The sequence below is a fragment of the Pseudomonas sp. DSP3-2-3 genome, from assembly GCF_049898225.1.
GTDB lineage: Bacteria > Pseudomonadota > Gammaproteobacteria > Pseudomonadales > Pseudomonadaceae > Aquipseudomonas.
The window spans coordinates 39,394-58,670 of sequence record NZ_JAFCXH010000003.1 but is presented as its reverse complement, the minus strand read 5'-3'; the positions used below and the strand labels follow the sequence as shown (position 1 = coordinate 58,670).

Annotated in this window: 15 protein-coding genes; 12 read left to right on the top strand and 3 right to left on the bottom strand. The window is 57.4% G+C overall.

Annotation, left to right across the window (positions count from 1 at the left end; all coding sequences use genetic code 11):
• The first annotated feature begins 3 nt into the window (after positions 1-3).
• The 8 genes from trmD (at position 4) to ACP7E4_RS04775 (ending at position 11,156) form a co-directional block, all read left to right on the top strand.
• Positions 4-756, top strand: coding sequence for a tRNA (guanosine(37)-N1)-methyltransferase TrmD (gene trmD / locus ACP7E4_RS04810; RefSeq protein ID WP_426112168.1), 753 nt, complete (start codon positions 4-6; stop codon positions 754-756).
• A 43-nt stretch (positions 757-799) separates the two neighbouring features.
• Positions 800-1,150 carry a 50S ribosomal protein L19 gene (gene rplS, locus ACP7E4_RS04805; protein WP_020289544.1) on the top strand — a complete coding sequence of 117 codons (351 nt, stop codon included), beginning with the start codon at positions 800-802 and terminating at the stop codon, positions 1,148-1,150.
• Between the two features lie 114 nt (positions 1,151-1,264).
• Positions 1,265-2,161, top strand: a complete 897-nt coding sequence (gene xerD / locus ACP7E4_RS04800; RefSeq protein ID WP_426112166.1) for a site-specific tyrosine recombinase XerD — start codon at positions 1,265-1,267, stop codon at positions 2,159-2,161.
• 150 nt (positions 2,162-2,311) lie between these two features.
• Positions 2,312-3,052 (top strand): thioredoxin fold domain-containing protein, encoded by a 741-nt coding sequence (locus ACP7E4_RS04795; RefSeq protein WP_426112164.1) that lies wholly within the window; start codon positions 2,312-2,314, stop codon positions 3,050-3,052.
• Between the two features lie 138 nt (positions 3,053-3,190).
• Positions 3,191-4,495, top strand: coding sequence for a homoserine dehydrogenase (locus tag ACP7E4_RS04790; protein ID WP_426112162.1), 1,305 nt, complete (start codon positions 3,191-3,193; stop codon positions 4,493-4,495).
• Between the two features lie 158 nt (positions 4,496-4,653).
• On the top strand, positions 4,654-6,063 hold the full coding sequence (thrC, locus tag ACP7E4_RS04785; protein WP_426112160.1) for a threonine synthase: 1,410 nt from the start codon (positions 4,654-4,656) through the stop codon (positions 6,061-6,063).
• Between the two features lie 187 nt (positions 6,064-6,250).
• The gene (locus ACP7E4_RS04780) at positions 6,251-9,796 is read left to right on the top strand and encodes a transporter substrate-binding domain-containing protein (RefSeq protein ID WP_426112547.1); all 3,546 of its coding nucleotides are present in this window, start codon (positions 6,251-6,253) and stop codon (positions 9,794-9,796) included.
• 82 nt (positions 9,797-9,878) lie between these two features.
• Entirely contained in the window at positions 9,879-11,156 is a 1,278-nt protein-coding gene (locus ACP7E4_RS04775) for an EAL domain-containing response regulator (RefSeq protein WP_426112158.1), read from the top strand.
• On the opposite strand, the gene ACP7E4_RS04770 is transcribed toward ACP7E4_RS04775, so the two are convergent.
• On the bottom strand, positions 11,125-11,781 hold the full coding sequence (locus ACP7E4_RS04770) for a response regulator (protein WP_426112156.1): 657 nt from the start codon (positions 11,779-11,781) through the stop codon (positions 11,125-11,127). The genes ACP7E4_RS04775 and ACP7E4_RS04770 overlap by 32 nt on opposite strands.
• A 592-nt stretch (positions 11,782-12,373) precedes the next feature.
• Here ACP7E4_RS04770 and ACP7E4_RS04765 point away from each other — a divergent pair.
• Positions 12,374-12,670 (top strand): DUF3509 domain-containing protein, encoded by a 297-nt coding sequence (locus ACP7E4_RS04765; protein ID WP_426112154.1) that lies wholly within the window; start codon positions 12,374-12,376, stop codon positions 12,668-12,670.
• 183 nt (positions 12,671-12,853) lie between these two features.
• Here ACP7E4_RS04765 and ACP7E4_RS04760 read toward each other — a convergent pair whose 3' ends face one another.
• Positions 12,854-13,699, bottom strand: a complete 846-nt coding sequence (locus ACP7E4_RS04760; protein ID WP_426112545.1) for a TIGR02285 family protein — start codon at positions 13,697-13,699, stop codon at positions 12,854-12,856.
• Positions 13,700-14,080: 381 nt separating this feature from the next.
• On the opposite strand from ACP7E4_RS04760, the gene ACP7E4_RS04755 reads away from it, so the two are divergent.
• The 3 genes from ACP7E4_RS04755 to ACP7E4_RS04745 all read left to right on the top strand — a co-directional run bounded on the left by ACP7E4_RS04755 (position 14,081) and on the right by ACP7E4_RS04745 (position 17,597).
• Positions 14,081-14,623 carry a YaeQ family protein gene (locus ACP7E4_RS04755; RefSeq protein ID WP_065834754.1) on the top strand — a complete coding sequence of 181 codons (543 nt, stop codon included), beginning with the start codon at positions 14,081-14,083 and terminating at the stop codon, positions 14,621-14,623.
• Between the two features lie 53 nt (positions 14,624-14,676).
• Positions 14,677-16,392, top strand: a complete 1,716-nt coding sequence (recJ, locus tag ACP7E4_RS04750; RefSeq protein ID WP_426112152.1) for a single-stranded-DNA-specific exonuclease RecJ — start codon at positions 14,677-14,679, stop codon at positions 16,390-16,392.
• Positions 16,393-16,490: 98 nt separating this feature from the next.
• Positions 16,491-17,597 carry an NADH:flavin oxidoreductase/NADH oxidase gene (locus ACP7E4_RS04745; protein ID WP_426112150.1) on the top strand — a complete coding sequence of 369 codons (1,107 nt, stop codon included), beginning with the start codon at positions 16,491-16,493 and terminating at the stop codon, positions 17,595-17,597.
• Between the two features lie 85 nt (positions 17,598-17,682).
• Here ACP7E4_RS04745 and ACP7E4_RS04740 read toward each other — a convergent pair whose 3' ends face one another.
• The gene (locus ACP7E4_RS04740) at positions 17,683-18,990 is read right to left on the bottom strand and encodes a delta-60 repeat domain-containing protein (protein WP_426112148.1); all 1,308 of its coding nucleotides are present in this window, start codon (positions 18,988-18,990) and stop codon (positions 17,683-17,685) included.
• Positions 18,991-19,277: the final 287 nt, after the last annotated feature.

The window sequence follows — 19,277 nt, the reverse complement described above, 5'->3', positions numbered from 1 at the left end:
GCCATGGCTAGCCTGCGCATAGAAGTGATCAGTCTGTTCCCCGAGATGTTTTCCGCCATCAGCGAATACGGCATAACCAGCCGAGCGGTGAAACAAGGGCTGTTGCAGCTCACTTGTTGGAATCCGCGGGACTACACCACGGATCGACATCACACTGTGGATGATCGCCCATTTGGCGGTGGTCCGGGCATGGTGATGAAGATCAAGCCCCTTGAAGATGCTCTGGTTCAGGCCAGGCAAGCGGCAGGGGAAGCGGCGAAGGTAATTTACCTGTCGCCACAAGGCCGCCAACTGAATCAGTGCGCAGTGCGCGAACTGGCACAGGAGGAAGCGATTATTCTCATCGCCGGTCGTTATGAAGGCATTGACGAGCGTTTCATTGAAGCTCATGTCGATGAAGAGTGGTCGATTGGTGACTATGTACTGTCTGGCGGCGAGCTGCCGGCAATGGTGCTGATCGACGCGGTTACGCGGCTGCTGCCTGGAGCTTTAGGGCATGCGGACTCCGCGGAGGAAGATTCCTTCACGGATGGTCTGCTGGATTGCCCGCATTACACCCGACCGGAGGTGTATGTGGATCAGCGTGTTCCCGACGTATTGCTTAGTGGCAATCACGCACATATCCGGCGTTGGCGTTTACAGCAGTCCCTTGGGCGGACCTATGAACGACGCGCCGATCTTCTGGAAAGCCGCTCGCTTTCTGGAGAAGAGAAGAAGCTGCTGGCGGAATACATCCGTGAGCGGGACGATAGTTAACGTATCGATGGTCGATCCAGATGGATCACCTTAGGAGCACAGCATGACTAACAAAATCATTCTTGCACTCGAAGCAGAGCAGATGACGAAAGAGATCCCTACCTTTGCCCCGGGCGACACTGTTGTCGTTCAGGTGAAAGTGAAGGAAGGCGACCGTGCGCGTCTGCAAGCGTTCGAGGGCGTAGTAATTGCCAAGCGTAACCGTGGCGTGAACAGTGCTTTCACTGTTCGTAAAATCTCCAACGGTGTTGGCGTTGAGCGTACTTTCCAGACTTACAGCCCGCAAATCGACAGCCTGGCTGTGAAACGTCGCGGTGACGTTCGCAAAGCCAAACTGTACTACCTGCGTGACCTGTCCGGTAAAGCAGCTCGCATCAAGGAAAAACTGGCTTAAGTCCAGCAATCCGATGCAAAAAAAGCAGCCTTCGGGCTGCTTTTTTGTGTCCGGGATTTTATTGTCCGTGTTCAATAGCGGTCTTTCGCGAAACAACACAAGCGCCCATCACCTATGCCTGCAATCGACCATCCGCTGATCGACCGTTTTCTCGACGCCCTGTGGCTGGAGAAGGGCCTTTCGGACAATACCCGCGACGCCTATCGCAGCGACCTGGCCTTGTTCAATGGCTGGCTGGAAGAGCGGGGCGTGGATCTGATCAGTGTCGGGCGCGAAGCCATTCTTGATCATTTGGCCTGGCGCGTGGACCAGGCCTACAAACCTCGTTCGACGGCACGCTTTCTGTCCGGAGTACGCGGTTTCTATCGCTATTTGCTACGCGAAAAACTGATCCAGATTGACCCGACATTGCAAATTGACATGCCGCAACTGGGCAGGCCCTTACCCAAGTCGCTGTCCGAAGCCGATGTCGAAGCCTTGTTGGCGGCTCCCGATCTGAGCGAAGCCATCGGCCAGCGGGATCGGGCGATGCTTGAAGTCTTGTACGCCTGCGGGCTGCGTGTCACCGAATTGATCAGTCTCACGCTGGAGCAAGTCAACCTGCGCCAGGGCGTGCTGCGGGTCATGGGCAAAGGCAGCAAGGAACGGCTGGTGCCCATGGGCGAAGAGGCCATCGTCTGGATCGAGCGCTACATGCGCGGTGCTCGCGATGAGTTGCTGGCCGGGCGCCCCAGCGACGTGCTGTTTCCCAGTTTGCGGGGTGAACAAATGACGCGTCAGACGTTCTGGCATCGCATCAAACATCAGGCTGCGGTGGCCGGTATTGGCAAGTCACTGTCGCCACATACCTTGCGCCACGCGTTCGCGACCCATTTGCTCAACCACGGCGCAGACCTGCGCGTGGTGCAAATGCTGTTGGGCCACAGCGATCTGTCGACCACGCAGATTTACACCCATGTCGCCCGTGCCCGCTTGCAGGACATGCACGCCAAGCATCACCCGCGCGGCTGAAGGTATCAATGGCAGGAATTGCCCGATATCCGGCGTCGGTCCGGGTCGGTGTTGCAGGCCTTATGTGATAGTCTTTGCCGGTTTCGCAAATGGATGCTGGCACCCGCTGTTTTCAGCGCCGCCCATTTGCCCACCGCCCGAGGAGTTTTCATGCGCGTGACCCAGATTTTCGCCGCCGCAGTCATTGCGCTGGCCAGTACCTTTAGCCTGTTCGCTCAGGCTGATGCGCCCGCCGAACAAGCGATTCGCAAGACGCTGGATTCACTCAAGCTGGAGTTGCCGGTCGACAGCATCGCTGCCAGCCCGCTGAACGGCCTTTACGAAGTCAAGCTCAAAGGCGGCCGCGTGCTGTATGCCAGCGGCGATGGGCAGTTCGTCATGCAGGGTTACCTGTTCCAGATCCAGGACGGCAAGCCGGTCAACCTGACCGAAAAAACCGAGCGCCTGGCGATTTCCAAAACCATCAACGGTATCCCGACCGCTGAAATGGTGGTTTACCCGGCCATTGGCGAGACCAAATCGCACATCACCGTATTTACTGACACCACCTGCCCGTATTGCCACAAGCTGCACGCCGAAGTGCCGCAGCTGAACAAGATGGGTATCGAAGTCCGCTATGTTGCTTTCCCGCGTCAGGGCCTGGGTTCGCCCGGCGATGAGCAGTTGCAGGCGGTCTGGTGTTCCAAGGATCGCAAGGGCGCCATGGACCGCATGGTCGATGGCAAGAACATCCAGGCGCCTAAATGCGCCAACCCTGTGACCAAGCAATTCGAAATGGGCCAGTCGATCGGTGTCAACGGCACACCGGCTATCGTTCTGGCTGACGGTCAATTGATCCCGGGCTACCAGCCTGCGGCGCAAGTGGCCAAACTGGCGCTCGGCGCCGAATAATCCAGCGTCATCAAGGTTTCCTTGAAGGCCGTGGGACGACAGATGTCAGTGTCGTCCCGTTAAATTGAGAGCCGCATGGTGACGTGCGGCTGTTTTCCACGGCCAGCCTCGAGTTGGCCGTTTTACGGGGAGTTCATAGTGAAACCGGTCAAAGTAGGCATCTGTGGGCTAGGTACTGTCGGTGGCGGTACCTTCAACGTACTTCAGCGTAACGCCGAGGAGATTGCCCGCCGCGCCGGGCGTGGAATCGAAGTGGCACAAATTGCCATGCGTACGCCGAACCCCAACTGCCAGATTACCGGTACCTCGACCACCAGCGACGTGTTCGCGGTGGCAACCAACCCTGAAATCGATATCGTCATCGAGCTGATCGGCGGCTATACCATAGCCCGCGACCTGGTCCTCAAAGCCATTGAAAATGGCAAGCACGTCGTCACTGCCAACAAGGCGCTGATTGCCGTGCACGGTAACGAGATTTTCGCCAAGGCGCGCGAGAAGGGCGTCATCGTCGCGTTCGAAGCGGCAGTGGCAGGCGGTATTCCGGTGATCAAGGCGATCCGTGAAGGTCTGTCGGCAAACCGTATCAATTGGGTGGCCGGGATCATCAACGGCACGGGCAACTTCATCCTCACTGAAATGCGTGAGAAGGGCCGCACGTTCCCGGATGTCCTGGCCGAAGCTCAGGCGTTGGGTTATGCCGAAGCCGATCCGACCTTCGACGTCGAAGGTATTGATGCCGCGCACAAGCTGACCATTCTGGCTTCCATCGCGTTCGGTATCCCGCTGCAGTTCGACAAGGCCTACACCGAAGGCATTACCAAGCTGACCACCGCCGACGTGAATTACGCCGAAGCGCTGGGTTATCGCATCAAGCACCTGGGCGTTGCGCGCAGCACTGCCGCTGGTATCGAGCTGCGTGTTCACCCGACGCTGATTCCGGCTGATCGACTGATCGCCAACGTCAATGGCGTGATGAACGCGGTGATGGTCAATGGCGATGCCGCAGGCTCGACGCTGTTCTACGGTGCCGGTGCGGGCATGGAGCCTACGGCTTCGTCGGTCATCGCTGATCTGGTAGACGTCGTGCGCGCCATGACTTCCGACCCGGAGAATCGCGTGCCGCACCTGGCTTTCCAGCCGGACTCGCTTTCCGCACATCCGATCCTGCCGATCGAAGCCTGTGAAAGCGCGTACTACCTGCGCATCCAGGCCAAGGATCATCCGGGCGTGCTGGCGCAAGTAGCGAGCATTCTGTCGGAGCGCGGCATCAACATCGAATCCATCATGCAGAAGGAAGTCGAAGAACATGACGGCCTGGTGCCGATGATTCTGTTGACCCATCGCGTGGTCGAGCAGCGCATGAATGACGCCATCCAGGCACTGGAAGCGTTGCAGGATGTGGTGGGTCCAGTGGTCCGGATCCGCGTGGAACATCTGAATTGAGGCAGTTGCAAGCGCCAAGCTGCAAGCTGCAAGTAAAAGCAAGTAAAAGCAATTAAATCAGCGGCAAGCGGCAAGCTATACGCTGTAAGTAAAGGCTAACTCGCTTTTAACTTGCAGCTTGTAGCTTGAAGCTTTTAGCCCAAACCGAAGGTTTGACCATGCGCTATATCAGTACTCGCGGCCAAGCGCCGGCCCTGAATTTCGAAGACGTGCTGCTCACTGGCCTGGCCAGCGATGGCGGCCTGTATGTGCCGGAAAACCTGCCGCGCTTCACGCAGGAAGAAATCGCTTCCTGGGCCGGCCTGCCTTATCACGAACTGGCCTTCCGCGTGATGCGCCCATTCGTGTCCGGCAGCATCCCGGATGCGGATTTCAAGAAGATCCTCGAAGAAACCTACGGCGTGTTTGCCCACAGTTCGGTGGCGCCGCTGCGTCAGTTGAATGGCAACGAATGGGTGCTGGAGCTGTTTCACGGCCCGACCCTGGCGTTCAAGGACTTCGCTCTGCAACTGCTGGGTCGCCTGCTCGACTACGTGCTGGCCAAGCGGGGCGAGCGTGTCGTCATTCTCGGTGCAACGTCTGGCGATACCGGGTCGGCGGCGATTGAAGGCTGTCGCCGTTGCGACAACGTCGACATCTTCATCCTGCACCCCAATAACCGCGTTTCCGACGTTCAACGTCGGCAGATGACCACCATCTTTGGCGACAACATCCACAACATCGCCGTCGAAGGCAACTTTGACGACTGCCAGGAAATGGTCAAGAACAGCTTCGCTGATCAGGCTTTCCTCAAGGGCACACGTCTGGTCGCGGTCAACTCGATCAACTGGGCGCGGATCATGGCCCAGATCGTCTACTACTTCCACGCGGCCCTGCAGCTGGGTGGGCCGGCGCGTTCGGTGTCGTTCTCGGTGCCGACCGGCAATTTCGGCGACATCTTCGCCGGTTACCTTGCCCGCAATATGGGGCTGCCGATCAATCAGCTGATCGTCGCAACCAACCGCAACGACATCCTGCACCGCTTCATGAGCGGCAATCAGTACGTCAAGGAAACCCTGCACGCCACGCTGTCGCCTTCGATGGACATCATGGTGTCGTCGAACTTCGAGCGTCTGCTGTTCGACATGCACGGTCGTAACGGTGCGGCCATTGCCGGTCTGATGGATACGTTCAAGCAAGGCGGCGGTTTCAGCGTCGAAGACGAGCGCTGGACCGAAACCCGCAAGCTGTTCGACTCCCTGGCCGTCAGTGACGAGCAGACCTGCGAAACCATTGCCGAGGTGTTCGCGCAAACAGGTGAGCTGCTGGATCCGCACACCGCCATCGGTGTCAAGGCGGCACGCGCCTGTCGTCGCAGCCTGGATACGCCGATGGTGATCCTCGGCACTGCTCATCCGGTCAAGTTTCCTGAGGCAGTGGAGAAGGCGGGTGTAGGAAAAGCGCTTGAGCTACCTGCACATTTGTCTGATTTATTCGAGCGTGACGAACGCTGCACGATTTTGCCGAATGACCTCAAAGCCATACAGGCCTTCGTCAGCCAGCATGGCAATCGCGGCAAACCGTTGTAACGGTATCGTTGTGTAACAACTTAAGGCCCGCCACCCGGCGGGCCTTCTCATTTCCGCATGCCAAACTTTGGGGGTTAAGAACCTTGCGGATGAGTCAGTTTTAGTGAAAGAAGCAAACATTCCGCGTGCTTTAAGGGCACCCGGCCACGCAGCGAACAGGCGCGTATTTCACGCGGTTCTCCTGTCGATATTGCTACTGCTCAGTCAACGGGCCTTCGCCGCCCAAAGCCTGCCGTTCAATCTTGTGGCGCCTTTCGTGGTGCTCGAACCCTTGGCGCTCGGCATCCCGGATCGGCAATGGCTGCAGCAGCGCAAAAAATTGCGCGTCGGCATTTCCATTGCTGACTATGAACCCATCGACATCACCAGCGACCACAACCGCTACCAGGGAATCAGCGCCGATTACCTGAGCCTGATTGGCAGCAAGCTGGGTACAACGATCGAGGTCGTGGGTTTTGCAAAAAGGCACGAGGCGGTTGTTGCACTGCGCAACGGGACGATCGACATTCTGACCAGCGCCAACGGCTACGAGCGCGGGCTCAGCGGGTTGGCCTACTCAAGCGACTATATGCCGGATCGCTCGTTCGTCATTGGTCGCGGCTCCGACACAGCGCTGCCGGCCAATCTGGCGGGAAAAAAGATCGTATTGCTGGACGGCTACGCAGATGACCATGTCATGCATACGACGTATCCCGACAGCGAGATCATCCTTGCTCCCAACCTGTTCAGTGCCCTGGAAGCCTTGAGTCACGGTGAAGCCGACGCCTTCATCGGTAACGAAGTGATCGCGCGTTCCTACATCGCCTTGCATCCGTATCTGGATTTCCAGATCAAGTTCGAGAGCTCGTTGCCGCCGATGGGGTTCGCGTTTGCGGTTCGCGACGACCAGAAACGGCTTTTAGCGCTGATCAATGAAGCGTTGCTCAGCCTTGGTGCGGCGCTCAACCGCGAAATCCTCGGTCGCTGGACGCTGGGCCTGGGGTCTGATGTGAATGGCCAGCGTATATCGTTGAGCAATGCCGAAAGAAAATGGATCGTCAAACACCCCAATGTCACGGTGGCCACCAGTCAGCATCCGCCCTATATCTACAAGGACGCGAACGGCCAGTGGGTGGGCTTGAATGTCGATATCCTGGCGAGAATCTCGCGTCTGACCGGGCTGCAATTCGTGCACACGGAAGTCGCTTCAACCCGAGCGACGTTGAACCTCCTGCAAAGCGCTCACGCCGATATGAACACCACCCTGGCGGAAAATAACGAGCGCAGGAAAGTCCTCGATTTCACCTATGCCTTTGGTGGCAACAGTTGGGTGTTCGTGGTCCGGGCAGGCAGCGAGTCGCCTGTTTCTCTCAATGATCTGACGGGTCGGACGCTGGCATTGCCCGCCCGGCATGCGCTGGAAGAAGTCATTCGACGTGAGTATCCCGACGTCAAGTTGCGCCAGGTGGCGACTTATGAAGAGGCGCGTCAGCAGGTCGCCAACGGCCAGGCCGATGCCACTCTGCAGAATGAAGCGGGCGCTCACCTCAATCTTCCCGACACACTCAAGGTCGGGCGCAGCGTCGATGGTCGCTGGTCGCCGGACCGATTTTCGGTGATCAAGGCCCAGCCTGAGTTGCTGAGTATTCTGAACAAGGCCCTTGAGGAGTTTCCAGTCCCTGAAATGCGCGCCATTCGCATGAAGTGGCTCGGTGCGGTGGTCCCGCAGCCTTCTATCTGGAACCGGATTCCGGCCTGGGTTTACTGGGTTCTGGTGCTGGCGTTGCTCATTGGCATGGTTTCGCTGATCTGGAGCAGTCGCCTGAAGATTCAGATTCGCCAGCGCCAGAAAGCCGAAGAAGCACTCAACGATCAACTTGCGTTCAAGCATGCGCTGCTCAACGGCATACCTAATCCGATCTACGTTCGTGATCTCATGGGCCGCCTGGTTTCCTGCAACAGCAGCTACGAAGAAAGTTTCGGGGTCAGTTTCGAACAGATGAATGGGCGGCGTTTGATTGACGTCGACGTGATTCCTCGGGACAGCGCTCAGCAATTGCATGCGGATTACCTGACGTTGCTGGAAACACGTAAACCGGTGTTCGTGGACCGCAGCATGCAGCTACTCGGCAAACAGATCGATGCCAGGCAATGGACCGTGCCGTTTTTCCGTGCCGACGGTCAGCTGCAAGGTCTGCTGGGCGGGTGGATCGATATTACCGACCGCAAACTGCTGGAATCCCGGTTGCAGGAAGCCCGACAGCAGGCGGATCGCGCCAGCGAAGCGAAGAGTGCGTTTCTGGCCAGCATGAGTCATGAAATCCGCACGCCGATGGGGGCAATCATCGGCTTGCTGGAGCTGGAGCGGGAAAAAGCGCTGCGCCTTGGCCTGCCGCCATCCCAAGGCCTGGAAACGGCCTTTCGGTCGGCAACGGAGTTGGTTGAACTGATCGGCGAAAGCCTCGATCTGGCAAAAATCGAAGCGGGAAGTCTGCAGCTGAACCTGGCCCCGGTGGCTTTGCAGCCGTTCATGGCAGGCATCGTTCAGCTGTTCGAGGCTCAGGCTGCCGAAAAAGGCTTGGACCTGTCTCTGGATTTCTCGGAAAGAGCCCAGGGCACTTATCAGCTGGACCCGCTGCGTATGCGTCAGGTTCTGCACAATCTGCTGGCTAACGCATTGAAATTTACCGAGCAGGGCTCCGTGGTTCTGAGCATCGACGCCACGCCCCATGACGCTGAGTCGGTGCAACTGCACATCAGGGTTCGAGACTCTGGTGTCGGGATCAGCCCCGAGCGGCAAATGGAGCTGTTCCAGCCATTCGTCCAGGGTAGCGAAGAGATCGCCGGCACTTATGGCGGAACAGGGTTGGGGCTGAGTATCTGTAAACAACTGGTCGAGCTGATGGGCGGCAAGATCAGTCTATCCAGCGAGATGGGGCAGCGCGGCACTGAAGTTATCGCTGAGGTCCCGGTCAAGCGTGGCGCTGAAGTGCCCGACACCTCGCTTGCAACACCGATTAAGAGCCCCGCGGTACGCCGCTTGCGTTTGTTGGTCGTCGATGATCTTTCCGCGAATCGTCTGGTATTGACTCAACAACTGGAGTTTCTCGGGCATTGGGTCGTGGCGGTTGAAGGCGGTGGGGCAGCGCTGAAGTTGTGGCGTGAAGAGGCGTTCGATCTGCTGCTCACCGATTGCAACATGCCTGGTATGACCGGTTATCAGCTGACTGAGGCGATTCGGCTGCTGGAGGACCAGGAGCAACGTCGGCGTTGCCCGATCATCGGCTGTACCGCCAATGCTTTAGTGGGCGAGGAACAGCGATGCATTGCCGCAGGGATGAATTCGGTCATCGTGAAACCTGTTTCGCTTGAGCGTCTGGCTCAGATCCTCGCGACCCATGCGCCGCCATTGAGCTTCGAGATGGACGCGTTAAGACGCCTGACCCAGGCCAACCATGAGCAAATGCAGCGCATGCTTGCCGAACTCTGGAGGAACCTGGACCAGGAGCAGGATTTGATTCAGCAGGCTGTCGAACGGCGCGACTGGAAGGCCTTGAGCGCCACCACGCACCGTTTGAAGGGGGCTGCGTGTCTGGTTGACGCCGTCGAGCTGGCCAGGGCCTGCGCTGTCGTTGACGAGCATGCGCGCAATGAGTCAGAAACCGCCCTGGATGAACACTGGCCAATCCTCCAGCGGTCCATGGTTCGTCTCAGAGCCGACATCATTTTGCAGCTGGATCGGCCCCCCATTTAGGACATGTCCTATAGAGCGCAGGGGAGTGGCTGGTTAAAGTGCAGACCATTCGGCCAGGCGGCCAGGAGTCAGGAAACAGATCGTGCGTTCACTTACCGTATTGATACTAGAGGACAACCCATTCCAGCTGATGGCGCTGCATCAAATGCTCAACGCCAATCAGATTTTCGATGTACTGACAGCGCCCAGCGTCGCTCAGGCACGGCAATCGTTGAACAAACGCGGCGGGGTCGACATCGCAATTTGCGATCTGATGATGGAAGGGCCGGATGGTCTGGAGCTGATTCGTCATCTGGCGCTGAGCGGTCAGGCGCGTGCCCTGATCATCCTCAGCAGCACCGAGCCCAGTATTCAGGAAAGCGTTGCACAGCTGGCTCGGCAGCAGGGCATCGCAGTGTTGGGCTGTCTGCAAAAACCGGCGTCAACAGTGGCAATCGGCGAGCTGCTGGAGGCCTACGATGCGCTGCCGGATGCTTGCGACGAGCCCTTGCCAGCGCCGTGTTCCGCCCTGAGCTTCGAGGAGCTGTACCCGGCGGCACAGTATGGGCCAATCGACTTGTCGGCGTTGTCCGAGCAATGGGTCGCCTGTTATCAGCCCAAGGTCAGTTTGCTTGGCGAAGTGCTCGGCGTAGAAGCCCTGGTGCGTTGGCAGCATCCCGAGTACGGGTTATTGACCCCCGACCGTTTCATGCCCGCCCTGCAAGACGCGGGATTGATGGTGCCGTTGACCTGGCGGGTACTTGGTCTGGCGTTGAAGCTGTCAGCCGACAGGTTGTGCGAGCAGGGCGAGGCGTTGCCGGTGGCGGTCAATATCACACCGCAAATGCTTGAACAGTCCGATTTTGCCGAGCAGGTGCTCGCCCGGCTGGTGCATTTCGGATTACCCGCTCATATCCTTACCCTGGAAATCGTCGAGCAGGCCGCCCCCGAACCTGCGACCTGGCAAGTCGAAGGCCTGCTGCGCTTGCGGATGCATGGCTGCAAGTTGTCCATCGATGACTTTGGGACCGGCGCTTCGAACCTTGAGCGGCTGCTGCAACTGCCTTTCACCGAACTCAAGGTGCCTGCTGAATTTGTTCGCGACATGGCAGACGACTCGCGCAAGGGTGCCGTGGTTGCCGGAGCAATGCTCATCGCCCGAAGGATGTCGCTGGAAGTGGTGTTCGAGGGGGTTGAGTCAATGGATGACTTCTATTCGGTAATGGCGCTGGGCGGTGCATCCCTGCAAGGATATTTCATCTCCCGGCCGTTGCTGGTGCACGATGTACTGCCCTGGATTGCAGAGCGCAAGGGGCTGGAAGCCAGGCAGGTCGGGCAGCAAAACGGTCTCAGCCGAGGCCATTCTCCTGCAGGTAAATGAACAGCGCGGCTTCGTTTGCCAAGCCCAGTTTGCGCATGGCGTTGATCTTTTGCGCACTTACGGTCTGTTTGCTGCGATTGAGTTGCATGGCGATCCCGCCGATTGTCATACCCGCCGCAAGCAGCCTTATGACTTCGAGCTCGCGTGGTGACAGGGGTTTTATGCTCCCGTTCATGTCATGTTCGGCGGCATCCAGCATGATTTGCCGCACGGAGTCGGCGATATACAGATGTTTGCGGCGCACGTGGGCGATGGCTGCTGGCAGTTCGCCGGCGACGCTGGCCTTGCTTAACAGCCCTTGGACTTTCAATTCGAGAATCGCACGAAACAATGCAGCGTTGTTGAGCATGGTGACCACGACAATGGGCAGCTCCGGAAAGTCCCGGCGGATTTTCTGCAACAACCGCAACCCATCGTTGTGATGTTCGTCGGGCATCATGAAGTCCGTCACCAGCACATCAGCTTCAACCCGTCGAAGGATCTCCAGCAGTTCATCCGGATTGCTGGCCTGGGCGATGACTTTGGCGCAGTTGTTCTGCTCCAGTACCACCCGCAAACCGATGAGAAATATGGGATGGTCGTCGGCCAGGATGATGCGCAAAGATTTCTCGGCGTAAGCGCTCACAGTGTTCATTCCATTTGAATTGCGTATCGGGCGCATCCTCATGAGCGGCGACAGGTTGCGCGGTCCTCATCCTGAGTAGATATCAGAACTCGGCATGCTGCCGCCCCATGGTGGTAGGACTCTGCGTAGGAACAGGTCGTGATTCTCCGCGAAATTTCCTACAGTTTGTTTGCGGTGGCCAGGCTGATCGCTGATACGTCGGAGGTTCTATGATCGGAATGCCTGGCAGTGTGGGAGAGGGGCTTTTGTGGGAGAGGACTTGTCCTCGACAGCCAGCCCAGACGCCCGTGATCCGCCTGACCCACATGCAGTGATGAAATTATAGCCATCGAGGACAAGTCCTCTCCCGCAGGAAGTGGGCGTAACCTTGGATTGTGCTTTACATGGAGCATCGGGTACTTCGCGGGCAAGCCTCGCGCCAACGAATAACACTCTGGCTTTCTGATTCATGAGTTTTTTCTCTGTCACATTCCGCTGGCATGCTCAAGTGCTCGGTTAGTTGCACCCTCTGGTCAAGCAATAAGAACTTTCTGATGACGCCGATGGTCATTGATAAGCACCTTTGCATTCAAACTGTTGAGTGGTGATCTAGATGGAAAATATCAGCTTACTGCTAAGTCAGGCTCTGGCCCCTTACCAAGCCCACCTTGGGCCGGCCGGACCTCAGGGTGAGCGTTTGGTCTCGCTCAAGGATGCGGTTGGAGCGGTAGTGATCAAGCGTGTTTTCAGCGCAGCGCAGCTTGGCGACAAACGCCAGTTGACGGATGTGGTCGACGGATTGCGCCGTGATTTGATGGTTGCCGAGGGGCGAATCGAGCCTTCGGTGATTGCCGCCATGCGCCACGCGGCGTTGAGTCGTCCGTTTATCTCGTCTCCCGTTTTTGTTTAACCAGTCCGGGAACCTTATGGTGGCCGTACGCTCTGATTAATTACGGCAGGTTCAAACATTGTGCTCCGGTGATTGATGCCTGCCGTACTGGTCCCGATGGACCACGGTTTACCCCGAGTAGTCTCCCCGCTGCTCGGGGTTTCTTTTTTTCAGGGCATGCACATTCTTGCCGCCCGATGCTGTTTACCGCTGTTCATCCTCAAAGAACGCCTTGGCATCCTGCAGATATTCTTCGCGTTGTCCGCTGGGCAGCCATTGCGCATAAAGATCGATCAAGCTGGTCTTGCGCAGCACCCGCATCTCCCGATTGATGATCTCCATGGCCTGCAGGCCTTGGGAGGAGTTCGAGCAGCCGACATGGGTAAATTGGTACTTCGGCGTGTCCTTGACTGGCAGGAACTCCAGCTCCTCCGCAACAATGCCCTGCTGGCGGGACTGATACAGCGCTTCCGGCCAATAGCTGATCAGGGCTTGCAAGCGGCCGAGACGTTCCATTTGCAGCAGGCTGCCGATGGCGTCGTTGCCGTAATGCAGATTGAGCTCATGTGCTGGCGTCTCGCGCAGGATCCGGTCGATGACCGGTCCGTAACTGCGTTCAGCAACCACGCCGAGCTTGATCGTCCTGCTCTTGAGCAACGCCGCCAGATCGATCTGGTTGCCGGACATAAACGGCGTGAAGCTATCCAGATTGTCGTGACGCACCACCAGACCATTGCTGCGCACCGCATAGATCGGAATCGAAAACAGCAGGTTTTTCGCCCGCTCGGCAGTCCAGAGCAGCATTGGATCACAGGTGAACAACGACTTGTCGAGAAGCATCTGCATGCCTCTGGCGCGATTCACGTGCATCAGCAGGTGCTCGTATTCGGGCATTCGGGCAATCAGCAGCGGCAACAGCCTGTCGATAGCGCCCTGACCCTGTTGCGGTCCGGAGAAAATCGTCACTGGCGGCATGTCGCGCAGCAGCCAGATCAGTGTTTCTTTCGCCTGACCGCTGGACGGCAGGGCGCCCAGCGTCAGCAAGGCCAGTAAAGAAGCCATGCAGGACCTGGCGGACAGTGCGCTGCAATAAGGCATTCGCGAATGTCTTCCCCGTAAAATGGCTGAGTATAGGACGTCAAAAAAGACGCGGGTGTGATCAGCGCTTGAAACAGACATATTCAGCAACAATGCCAGCTATGCCGACGAGGATATCGTTTTTTTTGATGGAATATCAAAGCCTTGAAACCATTGAGCACCAATTGAACCAATGTGCACGACAGCGGGCTGGATTTCCAGCGATCTGACGCGTTGCAGGTTCGCCGCAAGCGCCCATGAGTGCTTGCCGTCAGATGATCGGCCGGCTTTGGTCGTTCAATGGGGCTGCATCGGGTAGACTTGCCGCCTTTCTCCGCATCTAGAAGCCCGTTCATGGCCCAGCCGTCCACGACCTACAAATTCGAACTGAACCTCACCGACCTGGATCGTGGGGTGTACGAGAGTGTCAAACAGACCATCGCCCGTCACCCTTCGGAAACCGAAGAGCGCATGACCGTGCGCCTGCTTGCCTATGCTTTCTGGTACAACGAGCATTTGTCGTTCGGTCGTGGTTTGTCGGAAGTCGACGAGCCCGCACTCTGGGAAAAAAGCCTCGACGATCGCGTGCTGCACTGGATTGAAGTCGGCCAGCCTGATGCCGATCGCCTGACCTGGTGTTCGCGTCGTACCGAGCGCACCAGCCTGCTGGCTTACGGTAGTCTGCGCGTCTGGGAAGGCAAGGTCATCCCGGCGGTGAAGAACCTGAAGAACGTCAATATCGCTTCGGTGCCGCAAGAGATTCTGGAAGTGCTGGCCAAGGACATGCCCCGCGTTATCAAGTGGGACGTCATGATCAGCGAAGGCACGATTTTCGTGACCGATGATCGTGGTCAGCATGAAGTCCAGTTGCAATGGCTCACGGGCGAACGCGGCTGATTGGCAGGCTCCACGCTTTAGATCGATAACCACAGAGAACCAGCGAAAACCGCATGCGCATCGAACCTCGTCTGTTGCCGGAAACCCTGCCTTTTCTCGGCGATTTGCCGCCATTGCTTACCCGTCTGTACGCCTCGCGGGGTGTATTGTCGGAAGCCGAACTCGACAAGAGTCTGGCGCGGCTGATCCCGTATCAGCAACTCAAAGGCATCGATGCGGCGGTGGATCTGCTGGTGACAGCGCTCAACGAACGCCAGCGTATTCTGATCGTCGGCGACTTCGACGCGGACGGCGCCACGGCAAGTACTGTTGGCGTGCTTGGTTTACGTCTGCTGGGCGCGGCCCATGTGGATTATCTGGTCCCCAATCGCTTTGAATATGGCTACGGCCTGACCCCGGAAATCGTCGCCGTCGCTTTGCAGCGCCAGCCGCAATTGCTGATGACCGTGGATAACGGCATTTCCAGCGTCGAAGGCGTGGCAGCCGCCAAGGCCGCCGGCTTGCAGGTGTTGGTCACCGATCACCACTTGCCCGGCCATGAACTTCCGGCGGCTGACGCCATCGTCAATCCCAACCAGCCGGGTTGCACCTTCCCGAGCAAGGCGTTGGCCGGTGTCGGAGTGATTTTTTATGTGTTGATGGCCTTGCGCGCGCGGCTGCGGGAAAACGGCTGGTTCGAGGCCAATCAACGCACGCAGCCGAATCTGGGCGAGTTACTGGATCTGGTCGCATTGGGCAGCGTTGCCGACGTCGTGCCGCTGGATGCCAATAATCGCATCCTTGTTCATCAGGGCCTGATGCGTATTCGCGCCGGGCGCGCGCGTCCCGGACTCAAAGCCATTCTCGAAGTCGCCCGCCGCGAAGCGTCGCGCATCACTTCCACGGATCTGGGCTTCATCATCGGCCCGCGTCTCAATGCGGCGGGGCGTCTGGATGACATGAGTCTGGGCATTGAATGCCTGCTCTGCGAAGACGAAACCCTGGCGCGGGAAATGGCCGGCCAGCTGGATGAGCTGAATCAGGACCGCAAATCCATCGAGCAAGGCATGCAACGTGAAGCGTTGGCCCAGCTCAAGGATCTGCCGCTGGAATCCATGCCGTTCGGCCTGTGTCTGTTCGAACCGGACTGGCACCAGGGCGTGATCGGCATTCTTGCTTCGCGTCTCAAAGAACGTTATCACCGGCCGACCATTGCTTTTGCCAGCGCTGGCGACGGCGTGCTCAAAGGTTCGGCGCGCTCGGTGCCGGGTTTTCATATTCGTGACGCGCTGGATGCGGTCGCGGCGCGGCATCCAGAACTGATCAGCAAGTTCGGCGGGCATGCCATGGCGGCAGGGTTGTCCTTGCCCGAGGCCAATTTTCCCGCGTTTGCCGAGGCGTTTGATGTCGAGGTGCGGCGTCAGCTCAATGAAGACGACCTGAGCGGCCGCCTGCTGTCCGACGGCGCTCTGGCGGTCGAGGAATTCCATCTGGAACTGGCCCGTGCCCTGCGCAATGCCGGCCCTTGGGGACAACATTTCCCCGAACCGCTGTTTCATGGCGTGTTCCAGTTGGTGGAACAGCGGGTCGTGGGTGAGCGGCATCTGAAGATGGTGCTCAAAAGCGAATGCGGCACGGTCAAGCTTGATGCCATCGCGTTCGGCGTGGATCGTGACATTTGGCCCAACCCGAATATTCGCTGGGTCGAGCTGGCTTACAAACTTGACCTGAACGAGTTTCGCGGCAATGAAACGGTGCAACTGATGGTGGCCCACATCGCCCCACGCTAGCGATCGGCAGGAACCCTCGGTTGCAAAGGATTGTCGACTACTCTCTTGGTACGCTTTACAGCCAGCCAAAACGACATTATTCAGCCTGAGAGGTCCCCATGAGCCTGTTGCTAGAACCCTACACCTTGCGCCAGCTGACCCTGCTCAATCGCATTGCCGTATCGCCGATGTGTCAGTATTCATCGGTGGATGGTCTGGCCAATGACTGGCACCTGGTTCATCTCGGCAGCCGCGCAGTCGGCGGCGCTGGCCTGATTTTCACCGAAGCTACTGCGGTGACCAAGGACGGCAGGATTACTCCCGAAGACCTCGGGCTGTGGAACGACGAGCAGATTGAACCCCTGCAACGCATTACCCGCTTCATCACTGCGCAAGGTGCGGTCGCCGGTATTCAGCTGGCTCACGCCGGACGCAAGGCCAGCACCTGGCGGCCATGGCTGGGCAAGTCTGGCAGCATCAAGGCAGACGAGGGCGGCTGGACACCTTGGGGGCCGTCGCCGATTGCCTTCGATCCGAAACACACTGCCCCGGTGCAGCTCAGCGAAGGACAAATCCAGGAAGTTATTCAGGCGTTCGTCGATGCCGCCAAGCGTGCGTTGACTGCTGGCTTCAAAGTCGTGGAAGTGCATGCTGCCCATGGTTATCTGCTGCACCAGTTCCTTTCGCCGCTGAGCAATCAGCGTCAGGATCAATACGGTGGGTCTTTCGAGAACCGCATTCGCCTGACGCTGGAAGTGACCCGTGCAGTGCGCGCTGTATGGCCCGAAGAGTTGCCGCTATTCGTTCGCGTGTCGGCCACTGACTGGGTCGAAGATGGCTGGAATCCGGATGAGACGGTCGAGCTCGCGCGACGCCTCAAGGATCTTGGCGTGGACCTGATTGATGTTTCCTCGGGCGGCACTTCGGCCAACGCAGAAATCCCGGTCGGCCCCGGCTATCAGACCCGTTTCGCCGAACGCGTGCGCAAGGAATCGGGAATGGCCACCGGCACCGTAGGCATGATCACCGAACCCGCCCAGGCCGAGCACATCCTGCGCACCGGTCAGGCCGATATCATCCTGCTCGCCCGCGAACTGCTGCGCGACCCTTACTGGCCGCTGCACGCCGATGACGACCTGGGCGGCCGCCTGGCAACCTGGCCTGCGCAATACCAGCGCGCGACCCATCGCGATCAGCCGATTCATGAGTCTGATTTGCGCGATTGAGTCGGATCCAAGTTAAATGTCGACCGCAGGTTGCACGTGCTACTTGCGATCGATTGCCATCAAGCCCTCAGTTTAAGTGGTAAGCCTACTCGCCCAAGAAGCGCGCGACGAACCATTGGTAGTCTATGCTCATGGCTGTTGCCAAAATTTTTCCATCGTCTTGCCGTACAAGGTAATAACTTTCGTTACCTGAGTATTCCCACCAGCCTGGCTTGTTGCCAAAGCCAGCATCGGGTGTCCCATCGAGAAAATACCGCGTCAATGCGATGTTTCCCATGTCGCCCAGTAATATGACCCCGTCACCGTCAATAAGGATGTCTTTTAAAGTACATCTGAAGCTGCTGGCACCCAATGCCATCTCAACCGGTTTACCTCCGTTAAACCCTGAATCCCAGGCTCCGCTCGATGTTAAACACATAAGCACCCCGTTCCAGGGGGCGGCTGAGTCGTTATAGTATTTATTGGCCCCAATAATAATCCTCCCGTCCTCATGAAGAGCGATGGCCGTAATATGGCCGCCATCTAGAATTCCTGGTCTTAAAGGCTGTTCGCTGAAAGTAAAAGTTGGGTCCGGCGTACCATTTTCTAAATAACGGCGGACGTAGATTATCGTGTGTTCTTTTTCGATTTGTCCGCAGACTAATATTTTTCCGTCTGGCTGTACCACGTGACTGTCCGCTGTATTGGGATTTCCGACAAGGTCCAGATACCCTTTGGATGCAAATGAATGATCCAATGAGCCGTCTGGGTTCAAGCGACCCAAGATACTTCTACGAGAGGCCAAGAAACCCCGAGTCGGTTCAAGCATGCCACAGAAAACCAGTTTTCCATTGGGTAAAGGTGTTATAGAAAAACTATATGCGTGGGGCTGCTTATCGGGTGGGCCGCCTTTCGGCTGCTCAGTGTCATTGCCAGTATCGGTGACGGATGGGGGGATGAGAAAGTCGAGATGCACGATTCCATTCTCGCCGAAGCTTTCGTCCAGCTGACCGGTGCTTAGATACCCTGCAAGTGCAGGTCGACAAGGGGTGAGGGCTTTTGTTGTGTGGTATCCGGAGAGGATGATCTTCCCTTCTTGCGTAATTGCAACTGATGCTCCGAACGACTCGCCTTCTGCGGTGAAGCGCCCACTCACCGCTCCATTTGTGCCAAAATTTTGGTCAGGGGTGCCATCTTCATTTAACCGAGCCACCAGATAAGCTGCAAGTCGCAGAGGCTGAGTTAGATTGATCGCCGGGATGAGGATCTTTCTATCTTGCGCAGTCGTAGCTTTACCTATACCGAAGAGTTCGAAACCGTATATGGCTTCGGAAAACGTAAAAATGCCCTTATCTGCGAATGTCGGATCCAGTTCGCCAATCGAGCGGGGTCTTGAAGTTGGTGAGTTGTCCATAGGGTGAATCTCCATTTAAAATCTGATCGAGACACTGGTCAGTGGGCTCGGTTCTTTTGATAACGAGTTTTATTGGTCAACAGTCACAGTCTGTTCTGGAATTCTGGCATAAGGTACTGTCATAAATGACAGTGGCCGATGGCAACCATTCAATATGGGACCTAGCTTATTGAATTTTCATCATTTTTTTCTTAAAGTTGTTCTAATAATTATTGGAAGTTAAAACGCAATTTTAATTACGACCTGTCGTACGACCGATTCATGAGTCTGATTTGCGCGATTGATTG